Here is a 24,679-nt window from a genome sequence, read left to right on the forward strand (position 1 = left end):
GAGAGCGGGACCGTGATTTTATGTAGGTGGCGCGTCGTTTTCCGCCAATCGGACCAATTGCTTCGCAGATGCAGCAGCGAAATCGGGCGAATTACCCGAAAACGCTGCGCTGCAAAAGACTTAGGACTTCGGCCGTTCGATGCGAATCATCTGCGGTTCGCCGACGAGGTAACCTTCGTGCTTGATCGCATCGACGGCCTTGCGCACGGCGATCTCCATCGTGGCATGGGTGACCAGAATAATCGTCTGGGGCTTTCCCGCGACCATGGGCTGCTTCGAATGCTGGACAATGGATTCGAGCGAGATGTTGTTTTCGGCCATCTTGGTCGCGATGCTGGCGAACACGCCGGTGCGATCCTGCACCGTCAGGCGGATGAAGTAGCCACCTTCGTGGCTCTGCATCTCGGCCTGGCGATACGGTTCGAGCAGATGCGCCGGGCGACCGAGCACCGGCACGTCCTGCGCACCCGGGCGGCTCTTGGCAATGTCGGTGATATCGCCGAGCACGGCCGATGCCGTCGCATTGCCGCCGGCACCGGGGCCGACCATCAGCAGTTCGCCGAGAATATCAGATTCCAGCGCCACCGCGTTGGTCACACCATCGACCTGGGCGATCACCGAATCGAGCGGCACCATGGTCGGATGCACGCGCTGTTCGATCCCGCTGTCCGTCTTCTGGGCAACACCCAGCAGCTTGATGCGATAGCCGAGATCGGCGGCCGCATGGATATCCTCGATCGAGATATTGGTGATGCCTTCGAGATAGATCTTGTCGGCGGCAATTTCCGAACCGAAGGCCAGCGTGGTGAGGATCGACAGCTTGTGGGCCGTGTCATTGCCTTCGATGTCGAAGGCCGGGTCGGCTTCGGCGTAACCGAGACGCTGGGCTTCCTTCAGGCAATCGGCAAAGGAAAGACCTTCCTTCTCCATCTTGGTGAGGATGTAATTGCAGGTGCCGTTCATGATCCCGTAGATGCGGGAGAAATTATTGCCGGTCAGCGACTCGCGCAGGGTCTTGATGACAGGAATACCGCCGGCAACCGCCGCTTCGTAATTGAGCAGCAGGCCTTTTTCCTCGGCCAGTTTTGCGAGTTCGACGCCGCAACGGGCCAGTAGCGCCTTGTTGGCGGTCACGACATGCAGGCCGCGACCGAGTGCTGCACGCACCGAGAGATCCGCCGTTCCCTCGGAGCCGCCGACCAGTTCGACAAAAACGTCGATATCGGCATTCTCGGCCATATCCACCGGATCGGAAAACCATTGCATGCCGGATATATCGATGCCGCGGTCCTTCGCCTTGTCGCGTGCCGAGACAGCCTTGACGACAATCGCACGACCGCAGGCAAGGGTCAGCGCATTCGAACGCTGCTGGAGGATACGGACGAGCGCGGCACCAACGGTACCAAGACCCGCCACGCCAATTTTAAGGGCATCAGCCATGGATCAGTCCTGACATAATCAGATAATGGAAATCGGCGGCCGCAAGCGGGCCGCCCAAGAAACTCAACGATGGGCGCTCAACGATAACGCTCAGCGGTGGGCGTTGAGCGAAATGACGTTGTGCATCGTCTCGTCGGCCGTCGACAGGAACTTCTTGATACTGCGGGCCGCCTGGCGGATGCGGTGCTCGTTCTCGACCAGCGCAAGGCGGACATATTCATCGCCCATTTCGCCAAAGCCGATACCCGGAGCCACGGCGACATCGGCCTTTTCGACCAGCAGCTTGGAGAATTCCAGCGAACCGAGATGACGGAATTTTTCCGGGATCTTGGCCCAGGCGAACATGGTCGCTGCCGGCGGCGGCACTTCAAAACCAGCCTTGCCGAAGCTTTCGACCATGACGTCACGGCGACGCTTGTAGATCGAGCGGACTTCGGCAATGTCGGAACCGTCGCCGTTCAGGGCATGGGTCGCGGCAACCTGGATCGGCGTGAATGCACCGTAGTCGAGATAGGACTTGACCCGGGTCAGCGCGGAAATCAGCCGTTCATTGCCGACAGCAAAGCCCATGCGCCAGCCGGGCATGGAAAAAGTCTTCGACATAGAGGTGAACTCGACAGCGATATCCATTGCGCCCGGCACTTCCAGAACCGAAGGCGGCGGCGTGTCGTCGAAATAGATTTCCGAATAGGCAAGGTCGGAGAGCACGATGATGTCGTGCTTCTTCGCAAAGGCGATGACATCCTTGTAGAAATCAAGCGTCGCTACGCGCGCCGTCGGGTTCGACGGATAGTTGATGATCAGCGCCAGCGGCTTGGGAATCGAGTGGCGAACGGCGCGCTCGAGCGGCGGAAAAAACGTCTCGTCGGGCTCGACCGGGATCGAACGGATGACGCCGCCGGTCATCAGGAAGCCGAAGGCATGGATCGGATAGGTCGGGTTCGGGCACAGGATCACGTCGCCAGGCGCGGTAATCGCCTGCGCCATGTTGGCAAAGCCTTCCTTGGAGCCGAGCGTCGCGACCACCTGGGTGTCCGGGTTCAGCTTCACGCCGAATCGGCGCGCATAATAGGCAGCCTGGGCGCGGCGCAGGCCGGGAATACCCTTGGACGACGAATAGCGATGGGTGCGCGGGTCCTGGACCGCTTCGCAAAGCTTGTCGACGATTGCCTGCGGGGTCGGAAGGTCGGGATTGCCCATGCCAAGGTCGATGATGTCGGCGCCACCGGCTCGCGCGCTTGCCTTCAAACGATTGACCTGTTCGAAAACGTAGGGCGGCAAGCGCCGGACTTTGTGAAATTCTTCCATCTTCAACCCCTGAAACCGCGCGGGCCTTGTCCGCGGCAGGCGGGTTCGTTTGTCCCAGTGATCGCCAGCCCCGCAACGAACCGCAAAACCGGCGCTGGACGATAGTATCTCAACACGAGAGCTGGCAGCAAATTTTGTCGCAAATCCGACCCGCGCGACGAGTCACGCTGAAAAACCTGCCGAAAGCCCTTCGTTGATTTGCGGAAAATCCCGCCGAAAGGCAAGTGCTATTTGGCGATCAGCGCCTGCGTCTCTGGGCCATGCTGGGCCGCGAGCGTGCGCAGTTCGGCAAGCTTGCGCTGGTATTCGGCTTCGGTGATGGTTCCGGACTGGCGCGCGCTGGACAGTGCGGTGAGCTGCTGCTGCAGCGCTGCGGCCTCTTCATTGTTCATCTGAACATTGGCGGCATTCAACGAACCACCGAAATTCGGGAAGCCGTCCTTGGATGTCGGACGCTGCGCCGGCTGATCGGGCGCATCCGTATCATCAACAGTCACCTGCAAGGCCGAGGGCGTCGGGGTGACGGTTGCCGTTTCAGCGGATGACTGGCAGCCAGCTGCGGCAAGCATGCCGATGATGGCGGCCAGGAGTGCCGGCCGGGTGAGGCTTTCGAGGCTAAAGGTCGTCTGTGCCATGGTATCAACAATCCGCATGCCTGCTGGAAATCCAGCAAATTCAAAGGGTGCATTTTCCCGCTACCTGCGAAAGACTATGCGCCAATCGCTGGAACTTGTAGTCATTTTCATGCAGGATGCGCAAATACAAAAGACGCCAGATACAATCCTGGGGAGGATGCCTTGGACAACAAACGGGAAGAGACGGCACAGTCCGGTCCGGCATTCGATGCAAAGCTGATCGAACCCTATATCATCAAGGACCCGCAGGCTCTGGCCATCAATGCGGCAAAGGCGCTCGAGAACCTCGGAAAAGCGGCGTCCAGCTGGCTTGCGCCGCGTGAAAGGGGCGAGATTGTCGATCCCGTCGCCGAACCGGTGTCCGAGCTGATCAAGACGATGTCCAAGCTGGCCGAATACTGGATGTCTGACCCGAAGCGTACGTTGGAAGCGCAGACCCACCTGCTAAACGCCGTCTTCGGCATCTGGGCGCGCTCGCTGACCCGGCTCTCCACATCGCCGGACACGCCGGTCGACGATCCCCTGCCGAAGGACAAGCGATTCGCCGACGAAGACTGGCAGCGCAATCCGTTCTTCGATTTCCTCCGCCAGACCTATCTGGTCCTGTCCGATTGGGCCGACAAGATGGTCATTGACGCCGAAGGGCTCGACGAGCATACGCGCCACAAGGCGGCCTTCTACGTCCGCCAGATCACGGCGGCGCTGTCGCCGGCAAACTTCGTCGCCACCAATCCGCAGCTCTACCGGGAAACGGTGGCCAGCAGCGGCGCCAATCTGGTCAAGGGCATGCAGATGCTGGCCGAAGATATCGCCGCCGGCAAAGGCGAGCTGCGTATCCGCCAGACCGACACAAGCAAGTTCGCCGTCGGCGAAAACATGGCCATTACACCCGGCAAGGTCATCGCACAGAGCGATATCTGCGAAGTCATCCAGTATGAGCCCGCCACCGCAACCGTATTGAAGCGGCCGCTTTTGATCTGCCCGCCATGGATCAACAAGTTCTACATTCTCGACCTCAATCCGCAGAAGAGCTTCATCAAGTGGTGCGTCGAGCAGGGGCACACCGTCTTCGTCATCTCCTGGGTCAATCCCGACGAGCGTCATGCGAACAAGGATTGGGAATCCTATATCCGCGAGGGTATCGATTTCGCCCTCGACACGATCGAGAAGGCAACCGGCGAGAAAAAGGTCAATGCCATCGGCTACTGTGTCGGCGGCACGCTGCTTGCCGCAGCCCTTGCCCTGCATGCGCAGGAAAAGGACAGCCGCATCGCCAGCGCCACCCTGTTCACGACGCAGGTGGATTTCACCTATGCCGGCGACCTGAAGGTGTTTGTCGATGAAGAGCAGTTAAAGGGGGTCGAGGACCGCATGCGGGAAACCGGCTACCTCGACGGCTCGAAGATGGCCTCGGCATTCAGCATGCTGCGCGCCTCCGAGCTGATCTGGCCCTATTTCGTCAATAATTACCTGAAGGGTCAGGATCCGATGCCCTTCGACCTGCTTTACTGGAATTCCGATTCGACCCGGATGGCGGCGGCCAACCATTCCTTCTATCTGCGCAATTGCTATCTCAACAACACGCTGAGCCAGGGCAAGATGCAGCTCGCCGGCAAGACGCTGTCGCTGAAGAAGGTGAAGATCCCGATCTACAATCTTGCCACTCGCGAAGACCATATCGCGCCGGCAAAATCGGTCTACATCGGCAGCGCGCTGTTTGGCGGACCTGTCGAATTTGTCGTGACGGGATCTGGCCACATTGCCGGCGTGGTCAATCCGCCGGACAAGAAGAAATACCAGTACTGGACCCATGGAAAGGCCGGGGGCAGCTATGAGGATTGGCTTGCCAGCGCCGAAGAGACGGCAGGGTCCTGGTGGCCGCATTGGCAGGCGTGGATCGAAAAGCTTGACCACAAGCAGGTCCCGGCCCGCAAACCGGGTGGTGATGCGCTGAACGCAATTGCAGATGCGCCCGGCAGAAACGTGCTGGAACGCGTATGACCGCTTACTGCACGGTCAGGACCCGCCGTTGATCTTCGATCCGCCCTTGATCCCTGCCCGGTTGATCCGCCGCTACAAGCGCTTCCTGTTCGATGCCGTGCTGGACAGTGGCGACGAGATCACCGGATTTTGCCCGAATACCGGCTCGATGCGCGGACTGACGGACCCCGGCTCGCAGATCTGGCTCTCGGTCCACGATGCGCCGAAGCGCAAGTATCGCCATGCGATGGAACTGGTGGAAGCAGACGGAACGGTGGTCGGCGTCAACACCGCCCTGCCCAACCGTCTGGCCGAAGAAGCGATCCGCACGGGCCTGGTTCCGCCGCTTGACGGTTTTTCCACATTGAAACGCGAGCAGCGCTACGGTCGCAATTCGCGCATCGACATCCTGCTCGAGGACGCAGCCAAAGGCAGCGTGCATGTCGAGGTGAAGAATGTGCATTTCATCCGCGAGGCAGGCCTGGCGGAGTTTCCCGATAGCGTGACGACACGTGGCGCCAAACATCTGGAAGAAATGGGCAATCTGGTCGAGACCGGCAGGCGGGCGGCGATGCTGTTCCTGATCCAGCGAAGCGACTGCAGCCGCTTCCGCATCTGCGCCGATCTCGACCCCGCCTATGGCCGCGCCTTTGTCCGGGCAACCGCCCGCGGCGTCGAGGCCTATGCGCTCGCCTGCGACATCACGCCTGGCAAAATCGCCCCCGTGCGGCTGATCCCGATAGACTTGTCGGGCCCTGCTGCTTTATGAACGGGAAAACACTGTCATTCACAGGGATCCGGAAGCGGCTCAATGGTCACCTATATCGACGCGGCATCGGCACCGCTCAAGAATACCGGCGCAATCCGCCTCTATAGCGCGGAAGACTTCGACGGCATGCGCCGTGCCAGCCAGTTGACCGCCCGATGCCTTGATGCGCTCGTGCCGATGATCAATCCGGGCGTCACGACCAATGCGATCGATCGCTTCGTCTTCGAGTTCGGCATGGATAATGGCGCCCTGCCCGCGACGCTGAACTATCGCGGCTACAAATATTCCGTCTGCACTTCGATCAACCATGTGGTCTGTCACGGCATGCCCGACGACAAGCCGCTGCGCGAAGGCGATATCGTCAATATCGACGTCACCTATCTCCTGGACGGCTGGCATGGCGATTCCAGCCGGATGTATCCGGTCGGCCAGATCAAGCGGGCGGCGGAACGGCTGATGGAAGTGACCTATGAATGCCTGATGCGCGGCATTGCCGCCGTGCGTCCCGGTGCCCGCACCGGTGCGATCGGTGAGGCGATCCAGACCTATGCCGAAGCGGAACGCTGCACGGTGGTGCGCGATTTCTGCGGCCATGGCGTCGGCCGTCTGTTCCACGACAGCCCGAACATCCTGCATTACGGCCGCGCGGACGAAGGCCCGGAACTGCGTGAAGGCATGATCTTCACCATCGAGCCGATGATCAATCTCGGTAAGCCGCATGTGAAAGTCCTGTCCGATGGCTGGACTGCCGTAACGCGCGATCGCTCGCTGACTGCACAGTACGAACACGCCGTCGGCGTGACGGCGACCGGCTGCGAAATTTTCACGCTGTCGCCTGCCGGCCTCGATCGCCCCGGCCTCTCTTGATCGTCGCGCACAAGCCTGCAACCAATCGACGCAGAACTATGCGGTAGCATCTTGCGCGATACAGCAGGGATGTCACTATATCCCTGCGACGGTGATCAAGACTGCATGCTCGCCCTCGCCGCGTGACTATGATGGTCCATGCAAGGGTTTGACGATGGCGAAGCTCCCGCGTTCCGAAAACGGCTCCCTGTTCGGCGACACCGTTGTCGATCTGGGTCAGGATTTTTCCGAAAAATCTGACCACGACGAACGCCACTTCTTTGCCGAACAGACGCCCCGTGCCGACCGGCTGAAACCGTCACCCGCCGTGGACAACAGCCCGCAGGCCGCCGATGCGCACTATCATGGACACCGCGACCGGCTGCGGGCGCGGTTTCGCGAGGGTGGCGAAACCGCATTGGCCGACTACGAGATCCTTGAACTGCTGCTGTTCCGGCTGATCCCGCGCCGAGATACCAAGCCGATCGCTAAAGCGCTGATTGCGCGGTTCGGCACATTGGCGGGCGTGTTCGGCGCACCACCGGCCCTGCTGCAGGAGGTCAAGGGTGTCGGTGAGACGGTGGCGCTGGACCTCAAGCTGATCGCCAGCGTCGCGCAGCGCATGCTGAAAAGCGAATTGCGCGGCAAGCAGGTCCTGTCGTCCTGGTCGTCGGTGATCGACTACTGCCACGCCGCCATGGCCTATGAAACCACCGAACAGTTCCGTATCCTGTTCCTCGACAAGCGCAATGTGCTGATCGCCGACGAAATCCAGGGACGTGGAACTGTCGACCATACGCCGGTCTATCCGCGCGAAGTGGTCAAGCGCGCGCTTGAACTTTCGGCCACAGCGATTATTCTTGTCCATAACCATCCGAGCGGCGACCCAACCCCATCACGCGCCGATATCGACATGACACGCACGATCGTCGATACGGCCAAGCCGCTCGGCATCACCGTCCATGACCACATCATCATCGGCAAGGACGGCCATGCGAGCCTCAAGGGACTGCGCCTGATCTGACTGTGAACCGTTCCCAGCGGACGGCAGGCGATGCAAAACTGCCGCGCGCACGCAAATTTCCGTCGTCGACAGACACAAATCATTAGCGATAACGAAACGGTTAGATTGCCCTGCTAGTTTCACTATGGGACACATTGCAGTGCAATATCCCGACACGCGAATCAGGGACGAATATCATGAACCAATACGACTTTGTCGTCATCGGCAGCGGCCCGGCCGGGCGCCGCGCCGCCATCCAGGCAGCCAAGCTGGAGAAGAAGGTTCTGGTGATCGAAAAGGGAACCCGCGTCGGCGGCGTTTCCGTGCATACCGGTACCATTCCTTCAAAGACGCTGCGCGAAACCGCGCTGAACCTGACCGGCTGGCGCGAGCGCGGCTTCTATGGCCGCAGCTACCGGGTCAAGCAGGAGATCAATGCCGACGACCTTCGCCGCCGCCTGCTGATCACGCTGGACCACGAAGTCGAGGTGCTGGAGCACCAGTTCGCCCGCAACCGCGTGCAGCAGATGCGCGGCACGGCGACATTCGTCGATGCCCACACCATCGAGATTGCCAAGGAAGATGGCGAGATCCTGCGGGTGCAGACCAAATCCGTGCTGCTCGCCGTCGGCACAAGACCTTTCCGCCCCTCGCATGTGCCCTTCGATGACGTCAGCATTCTCGACAGCGACGATATCCTGGAAATCAAGGAACTGCCGCGCTCGATGGTGGTGATTGGCGCCGGTGTCATCGGCATCGAATATGCAACGATCTTCTCGGCGCTGGATACCGCCGTCACCGTGGTCGAGCCGCGCGACACCATGCTCGACTTCATCGACAAGGAAATCGTCGAGGACTTCACCTACCAGCTGCGCGACCGCAATATGAAGCTGATCTTCGGCCAGACGGTCGAGACGGTCGAAAAGATCGACGGCAAATGCCGTGTGACGCTGAAAAACGGCCGCGTGCTGATGGCCGAGATGGTGCTGTTTGCCGCAGGACGCGTTGGCGCCACCGACACACTGAACCTTGCGGCCTGCGGTCTCGAGGCCGACAATCGCGGCCGGTTGAAGGTCAATCCCGAAACCTTCCAGACCGCCGTTCCCAACATCTATGCCGCCGGCGACGTGGTCGGTTTCCCGAGCCTTGCCTCGACGTCGATGGAACAGGGCCGCATTGCCGCGCGCCATGCCGTCGGCGCGCCTTCGCACGAGCCGCCGCAGTTCTTCCCCTATGGCATCTATGCCGTGCCGGAAATTTCCACCTGCGGCCTGACCGAAGAGGAAGTGATCCAGCGCAACATTCCCTACGAATGCGGCATCGCCCATTTCCGCGAAACCTCGCGCGGCCACATCATGGGCCTCGACAGCGGCATGCTGAAGATGATCTTCTCGCTGAAGACCCGCCGTCTGCTCGGCGTGCATATCGTCGGCGAAGGTGCGACCGAACTGGTGCATATCGGCCAGGCCGTTCTCAACCTCAAAGGCACGGTCGAGTATTTCGTCGAGAATACATTCAACTACCCGACGCTCGCCGAAGCCTACAAGATCGCCGGCCTGGATGCCTGGAACCGCATGGGCGAACTGAAGGTGGAGAAGGTCGAGCGCAAGGCTGCCGAATAGGATTGACACGGCGCGGTGTGAAAAGCCCTGCGTCCGTGTCACGACCCCCCGCGACGGGCTGACGGCCGTTGCGACTCATGCGATGGTAGTGTTTCAAACACCCACATCTTGTGGGTGTTTCCGCCTTCATCAGCACAAAGCCAATTTCATGCCTTCATCCTTCGGCCAGATTGCCGGCCGCCCGCAATTGCTCGTCCTGTCCCTGATGATCTTCGCCCAGGGGTCTGCATTCGGGGCGACGATACCCTATCTTTCGGTGACCGCAATCGGCACGCTCGGCATGAGCAACCAGGCCTATTCGCTGCTGGTGTTCGTCTCCTCGATCTCGGCCGTCATCATCAGCGTCTCGCTTGGCATCCTGTCGGACATGCTGGGTGACCGGCGACACATGCTGATCGCTATGTCGGCCCTGGGCGTACTCGGCTATGGCGCCATTTATCTTTATCCATCGGCGCCCGTCTTCCTCGGCGCGACCTCGCTCGTCATCCCTTTCTTCTACGCCACCAGTTCCCTGCTATTTGCCTGCGCTCGGCTGGAGACGGGCGAGCTCGAACCGGTGGATGCCGCTTCGGTCAATGCGACCTTGCGCGCCGTCATCTCGGCTGCCTGGGTGGTGACGCCGGCCGGCCTGGGGCTGGCGCTTGGGGCATCCGGCAGCATGCTGGGTGCCTGGGGGCTTGCCTCGCTCTTCTGCCTGTTCATCCTCCTATGCGCGACCCTTGCCCTCAAGTCGCCACCATCCCGGCCTGTCCGCGACACCTCAGCGCCTGGCTTTTTCGGTGCGCTGCGCGAACTGGCAGCGCCAGACATGCTGATCCGGTTGATCTCGATCGCGTCAATCACGTCGACCCTGCGCCTGAGCGGAACCATCTGGCCGCTGATCCTCACCCTGCAGCTCGGCGGCAAGACCGCCGATGTCGGGCTGATTGCCGGCATGACGGCGCTGGTCGAGATCCCCTTCATGCTGATATGGGCAGGCTTGCTGAAACGCTACAGCATTATCGGCATCATCGTGACGGCGGCTCTCGCCTATGGCGGCTACATGGTGGCGTTGAGTTTCGCGACAGCGCCCTGGCACATCTATGTACTCGCTGTGCCGGGTGCTGCCTTTGCCGCCGCGCTGCTGGCCCTGCCACTCAACTATTTCCAGGATCTGTTTCCCGGACGCCCTGGTCTCGGCACCGCCTTCATGCCGATCAACTCCTTCCTCGGAAACGGCCTGAACGCCGCGGCCTTCGCCCTCGGCTCGCATTTCCTCGGCTATTCGGGAACAAGCCTGCTCGGTGTCGCGCTCGCCGCAGCCGGTGTGTCGATGCTGCTTTTCGTCGAGCGACGGCGAGGATGATAGACGGTTCCGGCGCGCTTGAAGTGCTGCAATGGTGCAACTATCCTGCCGGCAACGCCCCTTGGCCACGCTGCTGGATACAATGAAGATCGCTTCCCTCAATATCTGGGGCGGAATGCTCCATGAGCCGCTGATGCGCTATCTGGCGAACATCGACGCCGACGTTCTCTGCCTGCAGGAAGTCGCACGCGCACCTGGCGCGCGGAACGACTGGCTGACCTATCGTGACGGATCGGTCGAACTGCAACAGCGCGCGCATCTGTTTGACGAGATCGCTGCAGTTCTGCCGGCCCATGACGGGATCTTCTGCCCGACGGCCAGAGGCATGCTTGAGGATGGCGACGAACCTTGCTGGCAGGAATTCGGCATCGCGACCTTCGTGCGCAAGGATATTCCAATCATCGGCCAGGCGCTCGATTTCATTCACGGCAGCTTCTCAGCCAACGGCTTCGGCGCCCATCCGCGGCCGCGCAATGCGCATGGCATCAGGATCTTCGACCATCACACCGGCGCGCCGATTGCCGTCGTCCAACTGCACGGCCTGCGTGACCCCGCCGGCAAGCAAGACACGCCGGCGCGCGAGCGCCAGATCGAGGCACTGATTTGCCTGATCAAGCGTATCTGGCACACAGGTGAACCGCTGGTGGTCTGCGGTGATTTCAATGTGCTGCCCGACAGCGCGACCTTTGCAGCACTGGGCCAGCTCGGCCTCAGCGACCTGGTGACCGGTCGTGGGTTTTCCGACACACGCACATCGCACTACCGGAAAGACGGCCGCTTTGCCGATTACATGCTGGTCACGCCGAATGTTCGCGTGAACACATTCGAGGTCGTCGCAGAGCCGGAGGTCTCGGATCACCGCCCTCTCATCCTTGATATCGCCTGAATGCAGCGGAAGGCCGCCCTGTTTCTGGATCAGAAACAGTCTGTCACCGCGTTGCCCCTATGAGACGTGGCTGCTTGATGCCATCTAGGGTTCAATCGTCATCACGAAAGCATATCATCATGAAGAACATTGGTTTTCTCTCCTTCGGCCACTGGTCGCCTTCGCCGCAATCGGGCACGCGTTCGGCCCAGGACACGCTGCTGCAATCGATCGACCTTGCGGTCGCGGCAGAGGAACTGGGTGTCGACGGCGCCTATTTCCGCGTCCACCACTTCGCCCGCCAGCTTGCCTCGCCCTTCCCGCTGCTGGCCGCCGTCGGCGCGCGGACCTCGACGATCGAGATCGATACGGGCGTCATCGACATGCGCTATGAAAACCCGCTCTACATGGCGGAAGATGCCGGTTCCGCCGACCTGATCTCGCGTGGACGCCTGCAGCTCGGCATCAGCCGTGGCTCGCCGGAGCAGGTGATCGAGGGCTGGCGCTATTTCGGCTACCAGCCGGAAGAAGGCCAGAGCGATGCAGACATGGGTCGCCGCCATGCCGAGGTCTTCCTCGACGTGCTGAAGGGCGAAGGTTTTGCCAAGCCCAATCCGCGGCCGATGTTTGCCAATCCGCCGGGCCTGCTGCGACTGGAGCCGCATTCGGAAGGTTTGCGCAATCGCATCTGGTGGGGTGCCGGCTCGAATGCCACCGCCATCTGGGCCGCAAAGCTCGGCATGAACCTGCAAAGCTCGACACTGAAGGACGACGAAACGGGAGAGCCGTTCCATATCCAGCAGGCCAAGCAGATCCGCGCCTATCGCGAGGCCTGGAGGGAAGCCGGCCACACACGCACGCCGCGCGTTTCCGTCAGCCGTTCGATCTTCGCCATCGTCAATGACATGGACCGCGCCTATTTCGGCCAGAACAAGGACCAGGATTCGATCGGCTATATCGACGAGAACACCCGGGCGATCTTTGGCCGGTCCTATGCAGCGGAGCCGGACAAGTTGATCGAGGAACTGAAGAGAGACGAGGCGATTGCCGAAGCCGACACCCTGTTGCTGACCGTCCCGAACCAGCTCGGCGTCGACTACAACGCCCACGTTCTCCAGTCGATCCTCACCCATGTCGCGCCGGGCCTCGGCTGGCGCTGATAGGTCGACAATGAAAAGGCAGCGCGTTCGGTAACGCGCTGTCTATAATCCGCCAATAGCAGCATTTCTGCGCCGTGTGATCTGCACCGTCCGGACGATCGACAAACCATTTCCAGCGCGCATTCCCCCAGCACACGTTCCCACGTCGTTTTCCAATCCCAGACAAGCAAAAAGGCCGTCCTGACGGACGGCCTTTGCAATTTTCTTGAAAGGATGCCGAAGATTATTCGGCGTCGCCTTCAGCAGCCTTCTTCTTCGGGGCTGCCTTCTTCTTTGGAGCGGCTTCTTCGCCTTCGGCAGCGTCGTCAGCCTTGGCAGCAGCCTTTTTCTTGGCGGCGGTCTTCTTGGCCGGCTTGTCGCCGTCTTCAGTCTCGTCGTCAGCCATCAGCTCTTCCTTCGACACGGACTTGTCCGTGACGTTCACTTCGGCGAGCAGCTTGTCGATGACCTTCTCTTCGAAGATCGGCGCGCGCAGCGAAGCCGATGCGCCAGGCGTGTTGCGGAAGAAGTCGAGGATCTGCTTCTCCTGGCCCGGGAACTGCTGCAGCTGGGCAAACAGCGAACGCTGCATTTCCTCGTCGGTCACTTCGATGCCGGCCTTTTCGCCGATTTCGGAGAGAACGAGGCCGAGGCGAACGCGACGTTCGGCCAGCGCGCGATATTCGTCGCGGGCTGCTTCTTCGGTCGTGTCTTCGTCAGCAAAGGTCTTGCCCGACTGTGCGAGGTCGGTGTTGATCTGGCGCCAGATGTTGTCGAACTCGGCGTCGATCAGCTTCGACGGAGCGTCGAACTTGTAGAGCGCGTCGAGCTGGTCGAGGATCTGACGCTTGACCTTCTGGCGGGTGACGTTGCCGTACTGGCTTTCGATCTGGCCGCGAACGACTTCCTTCAGCTTGTCGACCGATTCGACGCCAAGCTTGGTGGCCAGTTCATCGTTGATTTCCAGAGCGGCCGGGCCTGCAACTTCCTTGACGGTGATGTCGAAGGTTGCGTCCTTGCCTGCCAGGTCAGCAGCCGGATATTCAGCCGGGAACGTGACGTTGATGACCTTCTCGTCGCCAGCCTTGAGGCCGACGAGCTGGGCTTCGAAGCCCGGGATGAAGCGGTTCGAACCGATGACCAGTTCTGCGTCTTCGTCCTTGCCGCCGTCGAAGGCAACGCCATCGACCTTGCCGAGATAGTCCATGGTGACGCGGTCGCCATCAGCGGCCTTGCCCTTCTTGGTCTCGAACGTGCGGGCGTTTTCAGCGATCTTGAGGATCTGCTCGTTGATCTCGTCTTCCGAGACTTCAACCACTTCGCGCACGATCTTGATACCGTCGACCGACTTCAGTTCAATCGGCGGGATGATTTCGTAGGAGAGCGTGAATTCGAGATCGGCCTGTGCGGACAGGATCTTCTCGGCTTCGGCTTCGTCCTCGGTCATGACGATTTCCGGCTGGGTCGCCGACTTTTCGCCGCGCTCCGACAGGATTGCGCTCGGACGGTCGCGGATGATCTCGTTGACGAGTTCAGCCATGATCGACTTGCCGTACATCTTCTTCAGATGCGCGGTCGGAACCTTGCCCGGACGGAAGCCGTTGATGCGAACCTTGCCCTTGGCATCAGCCAGGCGTTCGTTCATCTGCTGTTCCATATCCTTGGCCGGGATGATGACCTTGATTTCGCGCTTCAGCCCTTCAGCGAGCGTTTCGATAATCTGCATGTTCTTACCTTCATGTCGTGGCGGCCGTGCTCGGACAGCCGGTGGTTTCACTGAGCACGACGCCGGAATTTCTTTTCCCGGACGTGGCTGCGTCGCTAACGTCAAACATATGCCAAGCAAAACGGCGCCGGACAGACGGGATCAGCAAAGGCTGCCTCTCACATCAATCCCGCGCGGCTAAGCTGGTGCGGGTAGAGAGACTTGAACTCCCACGCCTTGCGGCACCAGAACCTAAATCTGGCGTGTCTACCAATTTCACCATACCCGCGTCCAAAAGCGCATGCTGCGTGAGCGCATGGCCCCTCCGGAGCGCGCGTCTCTATATCACCCGTTTTCCGCCACGCAAAGGAAAAATGACACCCGTCCCCGGCCAAACAATGCCAGCATTCCCGGCGTTGGCATCGGCCGGGTACCGGGTTTGGCGCAAAGCTTGATGGCAATCAGTAGAGCGGTTCCTGATAAAGCGGAGCACCATCGAGCATCAGGGCGCGAATCTGTGGCTGGCCGCTTTCGGAGACACGCACGGCGACGGTGACGCGACCGGTGTTGCGACCATCCTCGATCGGGCGCCCCTCGCCTTCCGGCACATAATAGCTCTCGATGCCGTAATTGACCCAGATGGTGCCATCGGTGCCGCTTGGCACATCATAGGCGCGCAGGGGCAAGGGATGCAGGATCACGCTACCGTCCATCGCCAGCAGTGGCTCGAAAGAGGCCTCCGCCACGGTCCAGAAACCGTCAGAGCCTGGCTTCAGCCGCACTTGCAGCGGCATCTTCTCATCGCCGACGGGCCTGTCGCCGGTGACAAGCGCCGTGGAAATCGTCGAGATATCGTAGCTGAGGATGACGTAGTCGCCGCGCAGCAGATCGCGCGGGTCGACGGGGGCCGTCTTCAACAGGATTTCTGTGCCATAACGCAGAATGCTGGCCCGGCTTTCGACCATGTAACCGAGGATCGCCGTCTGTCCGAGGCAGACGGCGAGTGCCGCAAGAGCGAAGCGTCTGGTTGCGATCATGGCTGCACCTCCGTCGAACGTCTTCCGAAATGTTTCTCAAGGCGGATGACGAGAAAGGCAAGCACGGCAACAACAAGACCGGCGAGCAGGAAGAAGGCCGAGGTTCCGAGAATGCTGTCGATCGTCTCATAGGACAGATAGAGGACCTCGAACGCAAAGACGATGTAGGCGAGGAAACGAACCGCGCCATTGTCCCGCCCTTCCAGCGCCAGCGCTGCCAGGCAAAGCGCGATTATCAGGACGCCGAGGATCACCATCGTCTGGCCATTGACGGCATTGCCATGCCAATAGGCGAGACCGATGAAGGCGAGCAGCAGCGGATAAAACGTGACGGAGGCGCCGAGCTTTGTCCGCAGACGCGACAAAGGCGATGCCGGCAGCGCAAAAGCAAAGAATACCACGCTCCCCACCCCGGTCATCAGCGTCGCCCAAAGCAGATCATCGCCGAGCACATAAAACCAGACGCACCAGCACAGCAGCAGCAGATAGGCAAAATGCTTGGCCGGATCGGTCCGGGTCCAGATCGTCAGCGCCGCCAGAACAGCGGCTGCGGCCGGGGGCCAGTACGAGGCCAGTTCATGCCAACGGAAGTCATAGTCGAATCGATCGATGATGACCGTCCAGAAGACAACAAAGGACAGGATGCCGGCCATCACCGTCAGCGCGCCTGAACGGAAGAGTGCCGCGGAGCCGGCGGTGACGACAAACCACAGCAGCATGGCGGAGAATGTGTCCCCCGACAGGTGGTAGAGTTGGCCGATCAGGGAGATCGCGCCGCCGAAACTGGCGGCCCCGAGCACAAGGCAGGCAGCGGCCAGTCTGTCGGCATCCCGCGACCGGGCAAACAGCGCCACCAGATGGAAGATCCAGATCAAGGCGACAATACCGATGACCTTGGTCAGGCGCGGGATCGCCTCCCAGTTGGACGCGACCAGCAACAGCACGGAAGCGGCGATCAGCACAGCCGCCAGCATGACCAGCACGGTGCCGACGCTGAAGGCCGAACGCCTGGCATCGACATCGGCGAGCAGGCGGCCGGCAGTCGCCTCGTCGATCAGCCCCTTGCGGGTCCATTCCTGCAAGTCCCGTTTCAAATGACCGCGATACATCCAACCCCCGCCTCAGATCCCGCCACCTCATAGAGGCAAAATTACAGGATTTGTCCGAAGTCTGGAACGGTCGGCCGCGAAACTCAATCGAAGATCGGCGACATTCGGTAAAAAGATAAAATCCCCTCAAATGCTTAGGGCTTTTCGGCGGGTCAAATACGGCACGGAATGCATGCGAAATGCGCATGGCTTCCATGATAATATTGCACTGCACAAAACGGCGAATCGGGCGTATCTTCAAAATCAACAAAGGGCAGGCGAAAACAGTTTTCACCAGCCCCGACTGACCGGAAACGGTCAAACCTGCTTCGGCCCCGCACTATCCTCCTCCCGATGCGGGATCGAATGACCCGCGACACTCCTCCTCCCAGTCGTTGGTCTGTCAAAATGACGCTCACCGGATCCTCCCCCGGTGAGCGTTATTCGTTTTGGCCATATCGTTCCCCCGCATTCCGCAAGCCAATGTCGCGCCGCGCACCCTGCCCGCAAGGCGGCAAATTTCGGTGCTGCCATGCCCGGCATTGCGGCAACGCATTCTGGGAGGCAACAGCCTCAAAAAGCATCAGTTTACAGTCGATTAACCGTGCTGTTATGCGATTTTCGCATGGGTGGTGTGAGGCTTTATGTCTTCAATCGTTTCGCAATGCAGCATATATTCCGGTCATCGAATTTGAACACGGCGCCGACAGTTGCGCCCAACCCATGAGGCAAGGCCATGAACATCGCTCGCTCGCTCAACAACTGGCGCAAGTATCGTCAGACCATCACCGAACTCGGCCGCATGTCGGACCGCGAACTGCGTGACCTCGGCATCGGCCGCGAAGACATCCGTCGCGTCGCCCGTCACGCCGTCAACAGCTAATTCCGTCACGGCGCCCAGGCGTCGGGCAATTTGATCGGTCACAAGGCCTCCCGCTTGCGGGAGGCCTTGTGCGTTTATGTCCTGCCCTATTTTCGCAATGAAATCATACGGCAAGACGGCGGAAATGCTTCTGCCTAATTTCTGCACTCTGCTGCTAATATCGTCATCATCATGCACAAATGCATAGCAGTCGCCTAGAATTTGCACTGCACAATCTTATTCTACGGGCGTATAAGACGGTCAATCGCTGAGGCGGAAACGAACCGCAAGATCAGCAACAAAGATCCCACAAGGAAAACGACCATGAACCCGCTTCGCATTGCAAAAAACTGGATGAGCTATCGCCGCACTCTCGCTGAACTCGGCAACCTGTCGAACCAGACCCTCAGCGACATCGGCATCACTCGCTACGAAATCCGCAATATCGCTTCGCGCTCCTTCCGTTAATCGGAAGCCCGCCTTATTAAGGCGGCAGCCAAAGCGACGACTGTCAGACGGCACCTTGGGTGCCGTTTTTGATTCCAGCCTGCCAGCGAGTCTGGTCGTGCATCCAGTGAGCACGCACGGTGATTCTCGCGCGTTTTGATCCCCGGATGTGTTGCAAAGCATGGACCTGCCAAGCCGCGCCATGATATGGAGCCGCCCATGACACACAGCACTCTCTCCCCAATCCACATCATCGGCGGCGGTCTTGCCGGCTCGGAAGCGGCCTGGCAGGCAGCGCAAGCCGGCGTTCCCGTCATCCTGCACGAAATGCGCGGCGTGCGCGGCACCGATGCGCACAAGACCGACAGCCTGGCCGAGCTGGTCTGCTCCAATTCGTTCCGCTCCGACGATGCGACGGCCAATGCCGTCGGCGTCATCCATGCCGAGATGCGGCTTGCCGGATCGCTGATCATGGCCTGCGCCGATCGCCATCAGGTGCCGGCCGGCGGTGCGCTTGCCGTCGACCGCGACGGATTTGCCGAAGCGGTGACCGCCGAGGTCGACCGGCATCCGCTGATCACCGTGGTTCGCGAGGAAATCGCCGGCCTGCCGCCGGAGGACTGGGACCAGGCGATCATCGCCACCGGCCCGCTCACCTCCCCGGACCTTGCAGAGGCGATCCGCGCCAAGACAGGCGAGGATGCGCTCGCCTTCTTCGACGCGATTGCGCCGATCGTGCATCGCGACAGCATCAACATGGATATCTGCTGGTATCAGTCCCGCTACGACAAGGTCGGACCGGGCGGCACGGGCAAAGACTATATCAACTGCCCGATGGACCAAGCGCAGTACAATGCCTTCCTCGATGCCCTGATTGCCGGCGATGCGGTCGGCTTCAAGGAATGGGAAGGCACGCCCTATTTCGACGGCTGCCTGCCGATCGAAGTGATGGCCGAGCGCGGCCGCGAGACGCTCAGGCATGGGCCGATGAAGCCGATGGGCCTGACCAACGAGCACAATCCGACCGTCAAGGCCTATGCCGTCGTGCAACTGCGCCAGGACAATGCACTGGGCACCCTCTACAATATGGTCGGTTTCCAGACGAAGCTGAAATACGGCGCTCAGGCGGAGATCTTCCGGATGATTCCGGGTCTGGAAAACGCCGAGTTTGCCCGCCTCGGTGGCTTGCACCGCAATACCTACATCCACTCCCCGACATTGCTCGATCCGACCTTGCAGCTGAGGAACCGTCCCGGCCTGCGTTTTGCCGGCCAGATCACCGGTTGCGAAGGCTATGTCGAGAGTGCATCGATCGGCCTTTTGGCCGGACGCTTCGCTGCAGCGGAACGCAAGGGCGAAGAAATCAGCCTGCCGCCAGCAACCACGGCGCTCGGCTCGCTGCTCAACCACATCACCGGTGGCCATCTCGTCTCGCATGACGAACCGGGCAAGCGGTCGTTCCAGCCGATGAACATCAATTTCGGTCTGTTTCCCGAACTGGAACCCGGCTCGATCGTCAAGCCGGAGGGCGTCAAGCGCTTTCGTGGCAAGGAGAAGACGGTGATGAAGCGGCAGCTAGTCGCTCTACGCGCACTTGCCGACTGCAAGGCCTGGCTCGGCCTCGCATAATCGGATCTGCTCGAATCGCGCGGCTGCCGATCAGACGGTCGGCAGCCCGTTCGGGGCCGGATCGAGATCGGCCGGCCCGACATAGTTTCCCAGCAGCCAAAGCGACACTTCCGCAGCATCGGCCGCTGAAGCGAAGGTGAACTCGCCGTTGTGGGCCGGCGAATCGAGAAACTCGACCGCAAAGCCCTTGCCATTGGCCAGATTTCGGACGCGCACGGTCCCAGGCTCGATGAGGTGGCAAGCATAGTGGTTGCGCAAGGTGCGCATGATACCGGCCTTGTTGTCATGCAGGCGGACAAACACGGCCTTGGCATCTGCCGTCGCATGAAGGCTGCGAATGGCTTCCTGCGGGAAGGCGCGGCCGAACTCGAGGATCGCCAGGCCGGTGTCCTGCAAGCCATCCTCTTCCTTATGCCTGGCCATACGGGTGGAATAGAATGCCAGAGCAACCACTATTCCCAACAGGACCGCCCAAGTTACCACGCTCACCTTAAGTCTCCCGTCGAGGCAAATGCATCATCATCGATGTTCTAGCAACCGAGCCTTGCGTGAACGTGACGCCTGCCGGCTGGCCGCGCCCGTCCACGGGACAGTTCACCTGAAAGATAGGTCAGATTCGCCCGGAGACCAGCGTCGCCATCATGCGCAACTGTCGGCGCCATTGCGGGGGGCGGATGTCGTGGTCGAGGATTGCCGCCCCCCTGCTTCGCGCCGACAGCAAGATCCGCTGTGCCAGTGTCATCGGTAGATAGGCCGGCAGAATTGAGCGAGGCGGCGTGCCGGAACGCCTGGCCTTTTGCAGATGATCGAGGCCAAGGCCGGCAAAGGCTTCGATCGCCGCCGACAGCCGCACCTTGTCAGAGCCCTTGAGCAGATCCGGACCTTCCAGGCCAACGGCGCGCAGAATTTCGAGCGGCAGATAGACCTGGCCGCGTGCCCGATGGATCGGCAGAAGCAAGAGGCAGCCGGCAACCGCCTGGGCAACGCCCGCATGGCCGGCCGTGTCTGCTGCGGATGCGGCTGCCGCCGGATCGAGAACCAGGCTGGCCAGCTGGATCAGGGATGCCGCCGTCTCGCCGGCATAACCCTCGAACATGGCAACCGATTCCATCGGATCGTCATAGAGGTCGAAGATTCGGGCATCGGCCATGGCGGCAAGCGGCCCGACCGGAAGATGATGATCCTGCATGGCCTTCAACAGTTCCGCAGCGACCGGATTGGCATCCGAAGCGCCATGGGCAACACCCTGCAGCAGATCGCGCCAGTATTGCAGCCGCACCTCGCCGGGAAGCGGTTCGCGAACGAGATCACGGACCCGCGCCAGTTCGGCATTGTAGGCATAAAGTGCCGCGACCGCTGCACGGCGGTCAGCCGGCGTCAGCAACGCTGCAAGATAGCGGTCCCGATCGAAATCGCGCAATGCTGCAAGGCACAGCGCCTCGTTGGCCGGTTTCGTCTCGCTCAAGGCGCACCTATCTCGGTTCAGACCGCAACCAGCGCGGCGGCAACCGGACGCTGCTCGGCCAGCATGATATTGTATGTGCGCACGGCGGCCCCGGTTCCCATCGGATCGGTGGCGATGCCGCGCTGCTTGAGCGCCGCGCGAACATCCGGATCCACCAGGCGCATCTGTTTGCCCGTGCCCAGCAGCAGAAACTCGATGCCGGTCTCTGCCAGCACACGCTCGAAGACAGCAAGCGTCAGTTCGTCGCCTTCATTGACATCCCAGCCATAGACGCCGGATGGCAGCAGCAGAAGCGATCCACGATGCGACATGTCGGCGAAGCGGAAACCGCCATTGCCATAGGCATCGATGGGCGCCCGGCCGGGGAAATGAGCCTCGCGGATGACGATGCCCTTGTCTCCAAAGCCGAACACCATTCGATCAGGCTCCCGCCTTGGCGGCTGTCTTCGCAGGTTTGTCGCTCTTGTCGTCGTCCTGCTGGAAGCTTTCCGGGCGCAGCTTGAACGCAATCAGCACCGGTGCCGCGATGTAGACGGACGAGAAGGTTCCGATCAGCACGCCGAACAGCATTGCCAGCGTGAAGGACGAGATGACCTCACCGCCGAACATATAAAGCGCAAGCAGTGCCAGCATCGTTGTCGAGCCGGTCAACACGGTACGCGACAGCGTCTGGTTGATCGAGATGTCGATCAACACATTGAGCGGCATCTTCTTGTAGCGCCGCAGGTTCTCGCGCATTCGGTCATAGACGACAACCGTATCATTGAGCGAGTAGCCGATGATCGTCAGGATCGCGGCAATGCTGGTCAGGTTGAATTCCAGCCCAAGGAAGACAAACAGACCGATCGTCAGGATCACGTCATGCATGGTCGCGATGATCGCGCCGACGGCGAACTGCCATTCGAAGCGGAACCAGATATAGATCAGGATGAAGAGCAGCGAGACGGCCACGCCAAGCGTGGCACTGAAGGTCAGGTCGCTCGACACGGAAGGACCAACGACTTCCACGCGCCGGAATTCATACTGTTCCTCCAGCTCGCCACGCACCTTGCTCAGAGCGGACTGTTCCGCGTTCTCGCCACCCTCTTGCGCCTGCAAGCGGATGAGCACACTCGACTCATCACCAAAGCCCTGAGCCTGCACCTCGCCAAGATTGAGCTGGCTCAGCCGTTCGCGGATATCGGAAATGTCGGCCGGGCCACTGCGGGCCTTCGCCTCGATGATCGAGCCACCCTTGAAATCGATGCCAAGGTTCATGCCAAGCGTTGCAAAACCGGCCAGGGATATGAACGCCATGGCACCAGCCAGAGCGAACGTGTAGTTGCGGGCCGCCATGAAGCGAATGTTCTGCGCGTCGAACATGCCGGTGCGCACCCCCTTCGGGATATGCTTCGGACGCTTCCAGCGGAACCACATGGCCATCAGCCACTGGGTCATGGTGAAGGCGGTAAAGACCGTGGTCACGATACCGACCGCAAGCGTCACGGCAAAACCGCGCACCGGACCGGATCCAAGGAAGAACAGAACCACGGCTGCAATCAACGTCGTCAGATTGGCGTCGACGATGGTGGCAAAGGCCTTGGTAAAGCCGGTGTCGATCGCCTGATGCAAGGGTCGGCCGGCCTTCGCCTCTTCGCGGATGCGTTCATAGACCAGAACGTTGGAATCGACCGCCATTCCCATGGTGAGCACGATACCGGCAATCCCCGGCAAGGTCAGCGTCGAACCGATCAGGCTGAGTACCGCCAGGATCATGGCCACGTTGGCGGCCAGGGCGATATTCGCCATGATACCCCAGGAGCCGTAGAAGGCGATCATGAAGAAGACGACGAAGAGTGCGCCGATGCCACTGGCGACGACGCCGGCGTTGATCGAGTCGGCGCCGAGACCCGGGCCGACCGTGCGCTCTTCGACCACCGTCAATGTGGCTGGCAACGCCCCGGCGCGCAGCAATACGGCAAGATCGTTTGCGCCTTCGACGGTGAAGTTGCCGGAGATCTGGCCGGAGCCGCCAAGGATCGGTTCGCGAATGACCGGCGCCGAAATCACCTGCTGGTCGAGCACGATCGCGAACGGACGGCCGACATTCTGCTGGGTTGCCTGGGCAAAACGCTGAGCACCGCGGCTGTCGAAGCGGAAGCTGACGACCGGTTCATTGCTACGCTGATCGAAAGACGCCTGGGAATCGACGAGGTTTTCGCCGGAAACCAAAGCACGCTTTTCGATCAGATACGGAACCGCCGGATCGTCGGTGGAATAGAGAATTTCAGACGACGGTGGCGGACGATTGTTCATCGCCTCAGTCACCGGCATCGAGGTATCGACCATGTGGAAGGACAGCTTGGCGGTCTGGTTGAGCAGCGACTTCAGGCGCTGCGGATCCGTCAGGCCGGGAACCTGGACGATGATGCGATCGTCACCCTGGCGCTGGATCAGCGGTTCGGTCGTGCCAAGCTCGTCGACACGGCGGCGAACCACTTCCATCGACTGGGTCAGCGCCGACGACACGCGGTAGTCGATACCGGCATCTGTCAGGTTCAGCCGCAAAAGGCCGCCATCCTGTTGCTCAAGCGTCACTTCGGTAATCGATCCGCCTGTCAGGCCACCGGCGCTGACAGGATCCGTCAGTGTGCGTAGCGCTTCCACGGCGGCCTCGACCTTGTCTGCATCCGTGATGCGGACCTGGACCTGCTGACCGACGCCGGAAAGGCCGGTGTAGCGAATGCTCGCGTCGCGCAATTGCGCGCGGATATCGCCGACCACAGTTTCCAGACGTTCCTTGACGATGTCCGCACGCTCAAGCTTGAGCATGATATGCGAACCGCCCTGAAGGTCGAGACCAAGGGTTACCTTGTTGGTCGGGAACCAGGAGGGGAAAGCCGACAATTCTTCATCGCTGAAGGCGTTGGGCAAAGCCAACAGTACGCTGACCAGAACGGTCAGCCAGATAAACACTGTCTTCCAGCGAGAAACGTATAGCATGGCACTCTCAGAAATGAGGCGTCGAACAAAACGCAAAGGCCGGCTCTAGGCCGGCCTGGCGATGATTAGGAGGCAGCGTCTGTCTTGACCGGCTCGCCCTTGACGCGGACTTCGGCCACGTAAGTGCGCACGGCACGAACCTTGACGCCGTCGGCGATTTCAACTTCGAGTTCCGTGTCGTCGATCACCTTGGTGACCTTGCCGACCAGACCGCCGCCGAGAACGACCTGATCGCCACGACGAATGGCCGACAGGGATTCCTGGCGCTTCTTCAACTGGGCGCGCTGCGGGCGAATCAGGAAGAAATACCAGACCACCATCAGCGGTGCGAACAGCAGCAGCATTTCGAACCCGGAACCCATCGCGCTCGGAGCTGCGGTCGTTCCCTGGGCAAAGGCCTGCGTGATAAACATGAAAAACTCCTATGAAGACAAGCGGCAGGCTTCACGGCCCCCGCGTTCAGGTCGCCGGAATATAGTGACCAAGCCTGCGAATGCAACAAAAACAGCGCG

At 60.7% G+C, this 24,679-nt stretch carries 21 protein-coding genes, 1 tRNA gene and 1 pseudogene; 11 read left to right on the forward strand and 12 right to left on the reverse strand.

Annotation, left to right across the window (positions count from 1 at the left end; all coding sequences use genetic code 11):
* Positions 1 to 120: 120 nt before the first annotated feature.
* The 3 genes from GVK95_RS15750 to GVK95_RS15760 all read right to left on the reverse strand — a co-directional run bounded on the left by GVK95_RS15750 (position 121) and on the right by GVK95_RS15760 (position 3,383).
* Positions 121 to 1,440: a homoserine dehydrogenase gene (locus tag GVK95_RS15750; protein ID WP_159951293.1), complete on the reverse strand. Its 1,320-nt coding sequence runs from the start codon at positions 1,438 to 1,440 to the stop codon at positions 121 to 123.
* A gap of 90 nt (positions 1,441 to 1,530) precedes the next feature.
* Positions 1,531 to 2,748, reverse strand: coding sequence for an LL-diaminopimelate aminotransferase (locus GVK95_RS15755; RefSeq protein WP_159951295.1), 1,218 nt, complete (start codon positions 2,746 to 2,748; stop codon positions 1,531 to 1,533).
* 227 nt (positions 2,749 to 2,975) lie between these two features.
* Positions 2,976 to 3,383, reverse strand: coding sequence for an SHOCT domain-containing protein (locus tag GVK95_RS15760; RefSeq protein ID WP_244618781.1), 408 nt, complete (start codon positions 3,381 to 3,383; stop codon positions 2,976 to 2,978).
* Between the two features lie 162 nt (positions 3,384 to 3,545).
* Between GVK95_RS15760 and phaC the strand changes: the two genes are divergently transcribed.
* The 8 genes and pseudogenes from phaC (at position 3,546) to GVK95_RS15800 (ending at position 12,973) form a co-directional block, all read left to right on the forward strand.
* Positions 3,546 to 5,384, forward strand: a complete 1,839-nt coding sequence (gene phaC, locus GVK95_RS15765; protein ID WP_159951299.1) for a class I poly(R)-hydroxyalkanoic acid synthase — start codon at positions 3,546 to 3,548, stop codon at positions 5,382 to 5,384.
* A 28-nt stretch (positions 5,385 to 5,412) separates the two neighbouring features.
* A complete protein-coding gene (gene sfsA, locus GVK95_RS15770; protein WP_159951301.1) occupies positions 5,413 to 6,132 on the forward strand; it encodes a DNA/RNA nuclease SfsA in 720 nt (239 codons plus the stop codon).
* Positions 6,133 to 6,174: 42 nt separating this feature from the next.
* Positions 6,175 to 6,999 (forward strand): type I methionyl aminopeptidase, encoded by an 825-nt coding sequence (gene map, locus GVK95_RS15775; RefSeq protein ID WP_159951303.1) that lies wholly within the window; start codon positions 6,175 to 6,177, stop codon positions 6,997 to 6,999.
* A 244-nt stretch (positions 7,000 to 7,243) separates the two neighbouring features.
* Positions 7,244 to 8,002: pseudogene (gene radC / locus GVK95_RS15780) on the forward strand (DNA repair protein RadC); the annotation flags it as partial.
* A 176-nt stretch (positions 8,003 to 8,178) separates the two neighbouring features.
* Positions 8,179 to 9,603 carry a Si-specific NAD(P)(+) transhydrogenase gene (sthA, locus tag GVK95_RS15785; RefSeq protein WP_159951305.1) on the forward strand — a complete coding sequence of 475 codons (1,425 nt, stop codon included), beginning with the start codon at positions 8,179 to 8,181 and terminating at the stop codon, positions 9,601 to 9,603.
* Between the two features lie 148 nt (positions 9,604 to 9,751).
* Positions 9,752 to 10,948: an MFS transporter gene (locus GVK95_RS15790; protein WP_159951307.1), complete on the forward strand. Its 1,197-nt coding sequence runs from the start codon at positions 9,752 to 9,754 to the stop codon at positions 10,946 to 10,948.
* 82 nt (positions 10,949 to 11,030) lie between these two features.
* Positions 11,031 to 11,834, forward strand: coding sequence for an endonuclease/exonuclease/phosphatase family protein (locus GVK95_RS15795; RefSeq protein WP_159951309.1), 804 nt, complete (start codon positions 11,031 to 11,033; stop codon positions 11,832 to 11,834).
* A 119-nt stretch (positions 11,835 to 11,953) separates the two neighbouring features.
* Positions 11,954 to 12,973 carry an LLM class flavin-dependent oxidoreductase gene (locus GVK95_RS15800; protein WP_159951311.1) on the forward strand — a complete coding sequence of 340 codons (1,020 nt, stop codon included), beginning with the start codon at positions 11,954 to 11,956 and terminating at the stop codon, positions 12,971 to 12,973.
* 223 nt (positions 12,974 to 13,196) lie between these two features.
* On the opposite strand, the gene tig is transcribed toward GVK95_RS15800, so the two are convergent.
* The 4 genes from tig to GVK95_RS15820 form a co-directional block, all read right to left on the reverse strand.
* Positions 13,197 to 14,678 (reverse strand): trigger factor, encoded by a 1,482-nt coding sequence (gene tig, locus GVK95_RS15805; RefSeq protein ID WP_159951313.1) that lies wholly within the window; start codon positions 14,676 to 14,678, stop codon positions 13,197 to 13,199.
* 183 nt (positions 14,679 to 14,861) lie between these two features.
* Positions 14,862 to 14,946 (reverse strand) — tRNA-Leu (locus tag GVK95_RS15810).
* A gap of 172 nt (positions 14,947 to 15,118) precedes the next feature.
* A complete protein-coding gene (locus GVK95_RS15815; RefSeq protein ID WP_159951315.1) occupies positions 15,119 to 15,694 on the reverse strand; it encodes a GDYXXLXY domain-containing protein in 576 nt (191 codons plus the stop codon).
* Positions 15,691 to 16,803 carry a DUF2157 domain-containing protein gene (locus GVK95_RS15820; protein ID WP_159951317.1) on the reverse strand — a complete coding sequence of 371 codons (1,113 nt, stop codon included), beginning with the start codon at positions 16,801 to 16,803 and terminating at the stop codon, positions 15,691 to 15,693. The genes GVK95_RS15815 and GVK95_RS15820 overlap by 4 nt, the downstream gene beginning before the upstream one ends.
* Positions 16,804 to 17,518: 715 nt before the next feature.
* Here GVK95_RS15820 and GVK95_RS15825 point away from each other — a divergent pair.
* From GVK95_RS15825 to trmFO, 3 genes are all read left to right on the forward strand, one after another.
* Positions 17,519 to 17,665, forward strand: coding sequence for a DUF1127 domain-containing protein (locus GVK95_RS15825; protein WP_007606945.1), 147 nt, complete (start codon positions 17,519 to 17,521; stop codon positions 17,663 to 17,665).
* 303 nt (positions 17,666 to 17,968) lie between these two features.
* Positions 17,969 to 18,112: a DUF1127 domain-containing protein gene (locus GVK95_RS15830; RefSeq protein WP_007606944.1), complete on the forward strand. Its 144-nt coding sequence runs from the start codon at positions 17,969 to 17,971 to the stop codon at positions 18,110 to 18,112.
* Between the two features lie 198 nt (positions 18,113 to 18,310).
* A complete protein-coding gene (gene trmFO / locus GVK95_RS15835; RefSeq protein WP_159951319.1) occupies positions 18,311 to 19,720 on the forward strand; it encodes a methylenetetrahydrofolate--tRNA-(uracil(54)-C(5))-methyltransferase (FADH(2)-oxidizing) TrmFO in 1,410 nt (469 codons plus the stop codon).
* A gap of 30 nt (positions 19,721 to 19,750) precedes the next feature.
* Here the strand turns inward: trmFO and GVK95_RS15840 are convergent, their stop codons facing one another.
* The 5 genes from GVK95_RS15840 to yajC all read right to left on the reverse strand — a co-directional run bounded on the left by GVK95_RS15840 (position 19,751) and on the right by yajC (position 24,580).
* Positions 19,751 to 20,209: a hypothetical protein gene (locus tag GVK95_RS15840; protein WP_159951321.1), complete on the reverse strand. Its 459-nt coding sequence runs from the start codon at positions 20,207 to 20,209 to the stop codon at positions 19,751 to 19,753.
* Between the two features lie 121 nt (positions 20,210 to 20,330).
* A complete protein-coding gene (locus GVK95_RS15845; RefSeq protein WP_159951323.1) occupies positions 20,331 to 21,185 on the reverse strand; it encodes a phytoene/squalene synthase family protein in 855 nt (284 codons plus the stop codon).
* A 17-nt stretch (positions 21,186 to 21,202) separates the two neighbouring features.
* On the reverse strand, positions 21,203 to 21,601 hold the full coding sequence (locus tag GVK95_RS15850) for an Mth938-like domain-containing protein (protein ID WP_159951325.1): 399 nt from the start codon (positions 21,599 to 21,601) through the stop codon (positions 21,203 to 21,205).
* 4 nt (positions 21,602 to 21,605) lie between these two features.
* The gene (gene secDF / locus GVK95_RS15855; protein ID WP_159951327.1) at positions 21,606 to 24,167 is read right to left on the reverse strand and encodes a protein translocase subunit SecDF; all 2,562 of its coding nucleotides are present in this window, start codon (positions 24,165 to 24,167) and stop codon (positions 21,606 to 21,608) included.
* A gap of 65 nt (positions 24,168 to 24,232) precedes the next feature.
* Positions 24,233 to 24,580, reverse strand: coding sequence for a preprotein translocase subunit YajC (yajC, locus tag GVK95_RS15860; RefSeq protein WP_159951329.1), 348 nt, complete (start codon positions 24,578 to 24,580; stop codon positions 24,233 to 24,235).
* Between the last annotated feature and the right edge of the window lie 99 nt (positions 24,581 to 24,679).

Origin of the sequence: Rhizobium sp. 18065 (genome assembly GCF_902706095.1) — a bacterium.
GTDB lineage: Bacteria > Pseudomonadota > Alphaproteobacteria > Rhizobiales > Rhizobiaceae > Allorhizobium.

Excerpts from the sequence above, each read along its gene's own strand:
- GVK95_RS15815 (WP_159951315.1), bottom strand. The coding sequence starts at position 15,694 with ATGATCGCAACCAGACGCTTCGCTCTTGCGGCACTCGCCGTCTGCCTC.
- sthA (WP_159951305.1), top strand. The coding sequence starts at position 8,179 with ATGAACCAATACGACTTTGTCGTCATCGGCAGCGGCCCGGCCGGGCGC.
- yajC (WP_159951329.1), bottom strand. The coding sequence starts at position 24,580 with ATGTTTATCACGCAGGCCTTTGCCCAGGGAACGACCGCAGCTCCGAGC.
- GVK95_RS15760 (WP_244618781.1), bottom strand. The coding sequence starts at position 3,383 with ATGGCACAGACGACCTTTAGCCTCGAAAGCCTCACCCGGCCGGCACTC.
- GVK95_RS15830 (WP_007606944.1), top strand. The coding sequence starts at position 17,969 with ATGAACCCGCTTCGCATTGCAAAAAACTGGATGAGCTATCGCCGCACT.
- map (WP_159951303.1), top strand. The coding sequence starts at position 6,175 with ATGGTCACCTATATCGACGCGGCATCGGCACCGCTCAAGAATACCGGC.
- GVK95_RS15795 (WP_159951309.1), top strand. The coding sequence starts at position 11,031 with ATGAAGATCGCTTCCCTCAATATCTGGGGCGGAATGCTCCATGAGCCG.
- GVK95_RS15800 (WP_159951311.1), top strand. The coding sequence starts at position 11,954 with ATGAAGAACATTGGTTTTCTCTCCTTCGGCCACTGGTCGCCTTCGCCG.
- GVK95_RS15820 (WP_159951317.1), bottom strand. The coding sequence starts at position 16,803 with ATGTATCGCGGTCATTTGAAACGGGACTTGCAGGAATGGACCCGCAAG.
- GVK95_RS15755 (WP_159951295.1), bottom strand. The coding sequence starts at position 2,748 with ATGGAAGAATTTCACAAAGTCCGGCGCTTGCCGCCCTACGTTTTCGAA.
- GVK95_RS15850 (WP_159951325.1), bottom strand. The coding sequence starts at position 21,601 with ATGGTGTTCGGCTTTGGAGACAAGGGCATCGTCATCCGCGAGGCTCAT.
- GVK95_RS15825 (WP_007606945.1), top strand. The coding sequence starts at position 17,519 with ATGAACATCGCTCGCTCGCTCAACAACTGGCGCAAGTATCGTCAGACC.
- trmFO (WP_159951319.1), top strand. The coding sequence starts at position 18,311 with ATGACACACAGCACTCTCTCCCCAATCCACATCATCGGCGGCGGTCTT.
- secDF (WP_159951327.1), bottom strand. The coding sequence starts at position 24,167 with ATGCTATACGTTTCTCGCTGGAAGACAGTGTTTATCTGGCTGACCGTT.
- GVK95_RS15790 (WP_159951307.1), top strand. The coding sequence starts at position 9,752 with ATGCCTTCATCCTTCGGCCAGATTGCCGGCCGCCCGCAATTGCTCGTC.
- GVK95_RS15750 (WP_159951293.1), bottom strand. The coding sequence starts at position 1,440 with ATGGCTGATGCCCTTAAAATTGGCGTGGCGGGTCTTGGTACCGTTGGT.
- tig (WP_159951313.1), bottom strand. The coding sequence starts at position 14,678 with ATGCAGATTATCGAAACGCTCGCTGAAGGGCTGAAGCGCGAAATCAAG.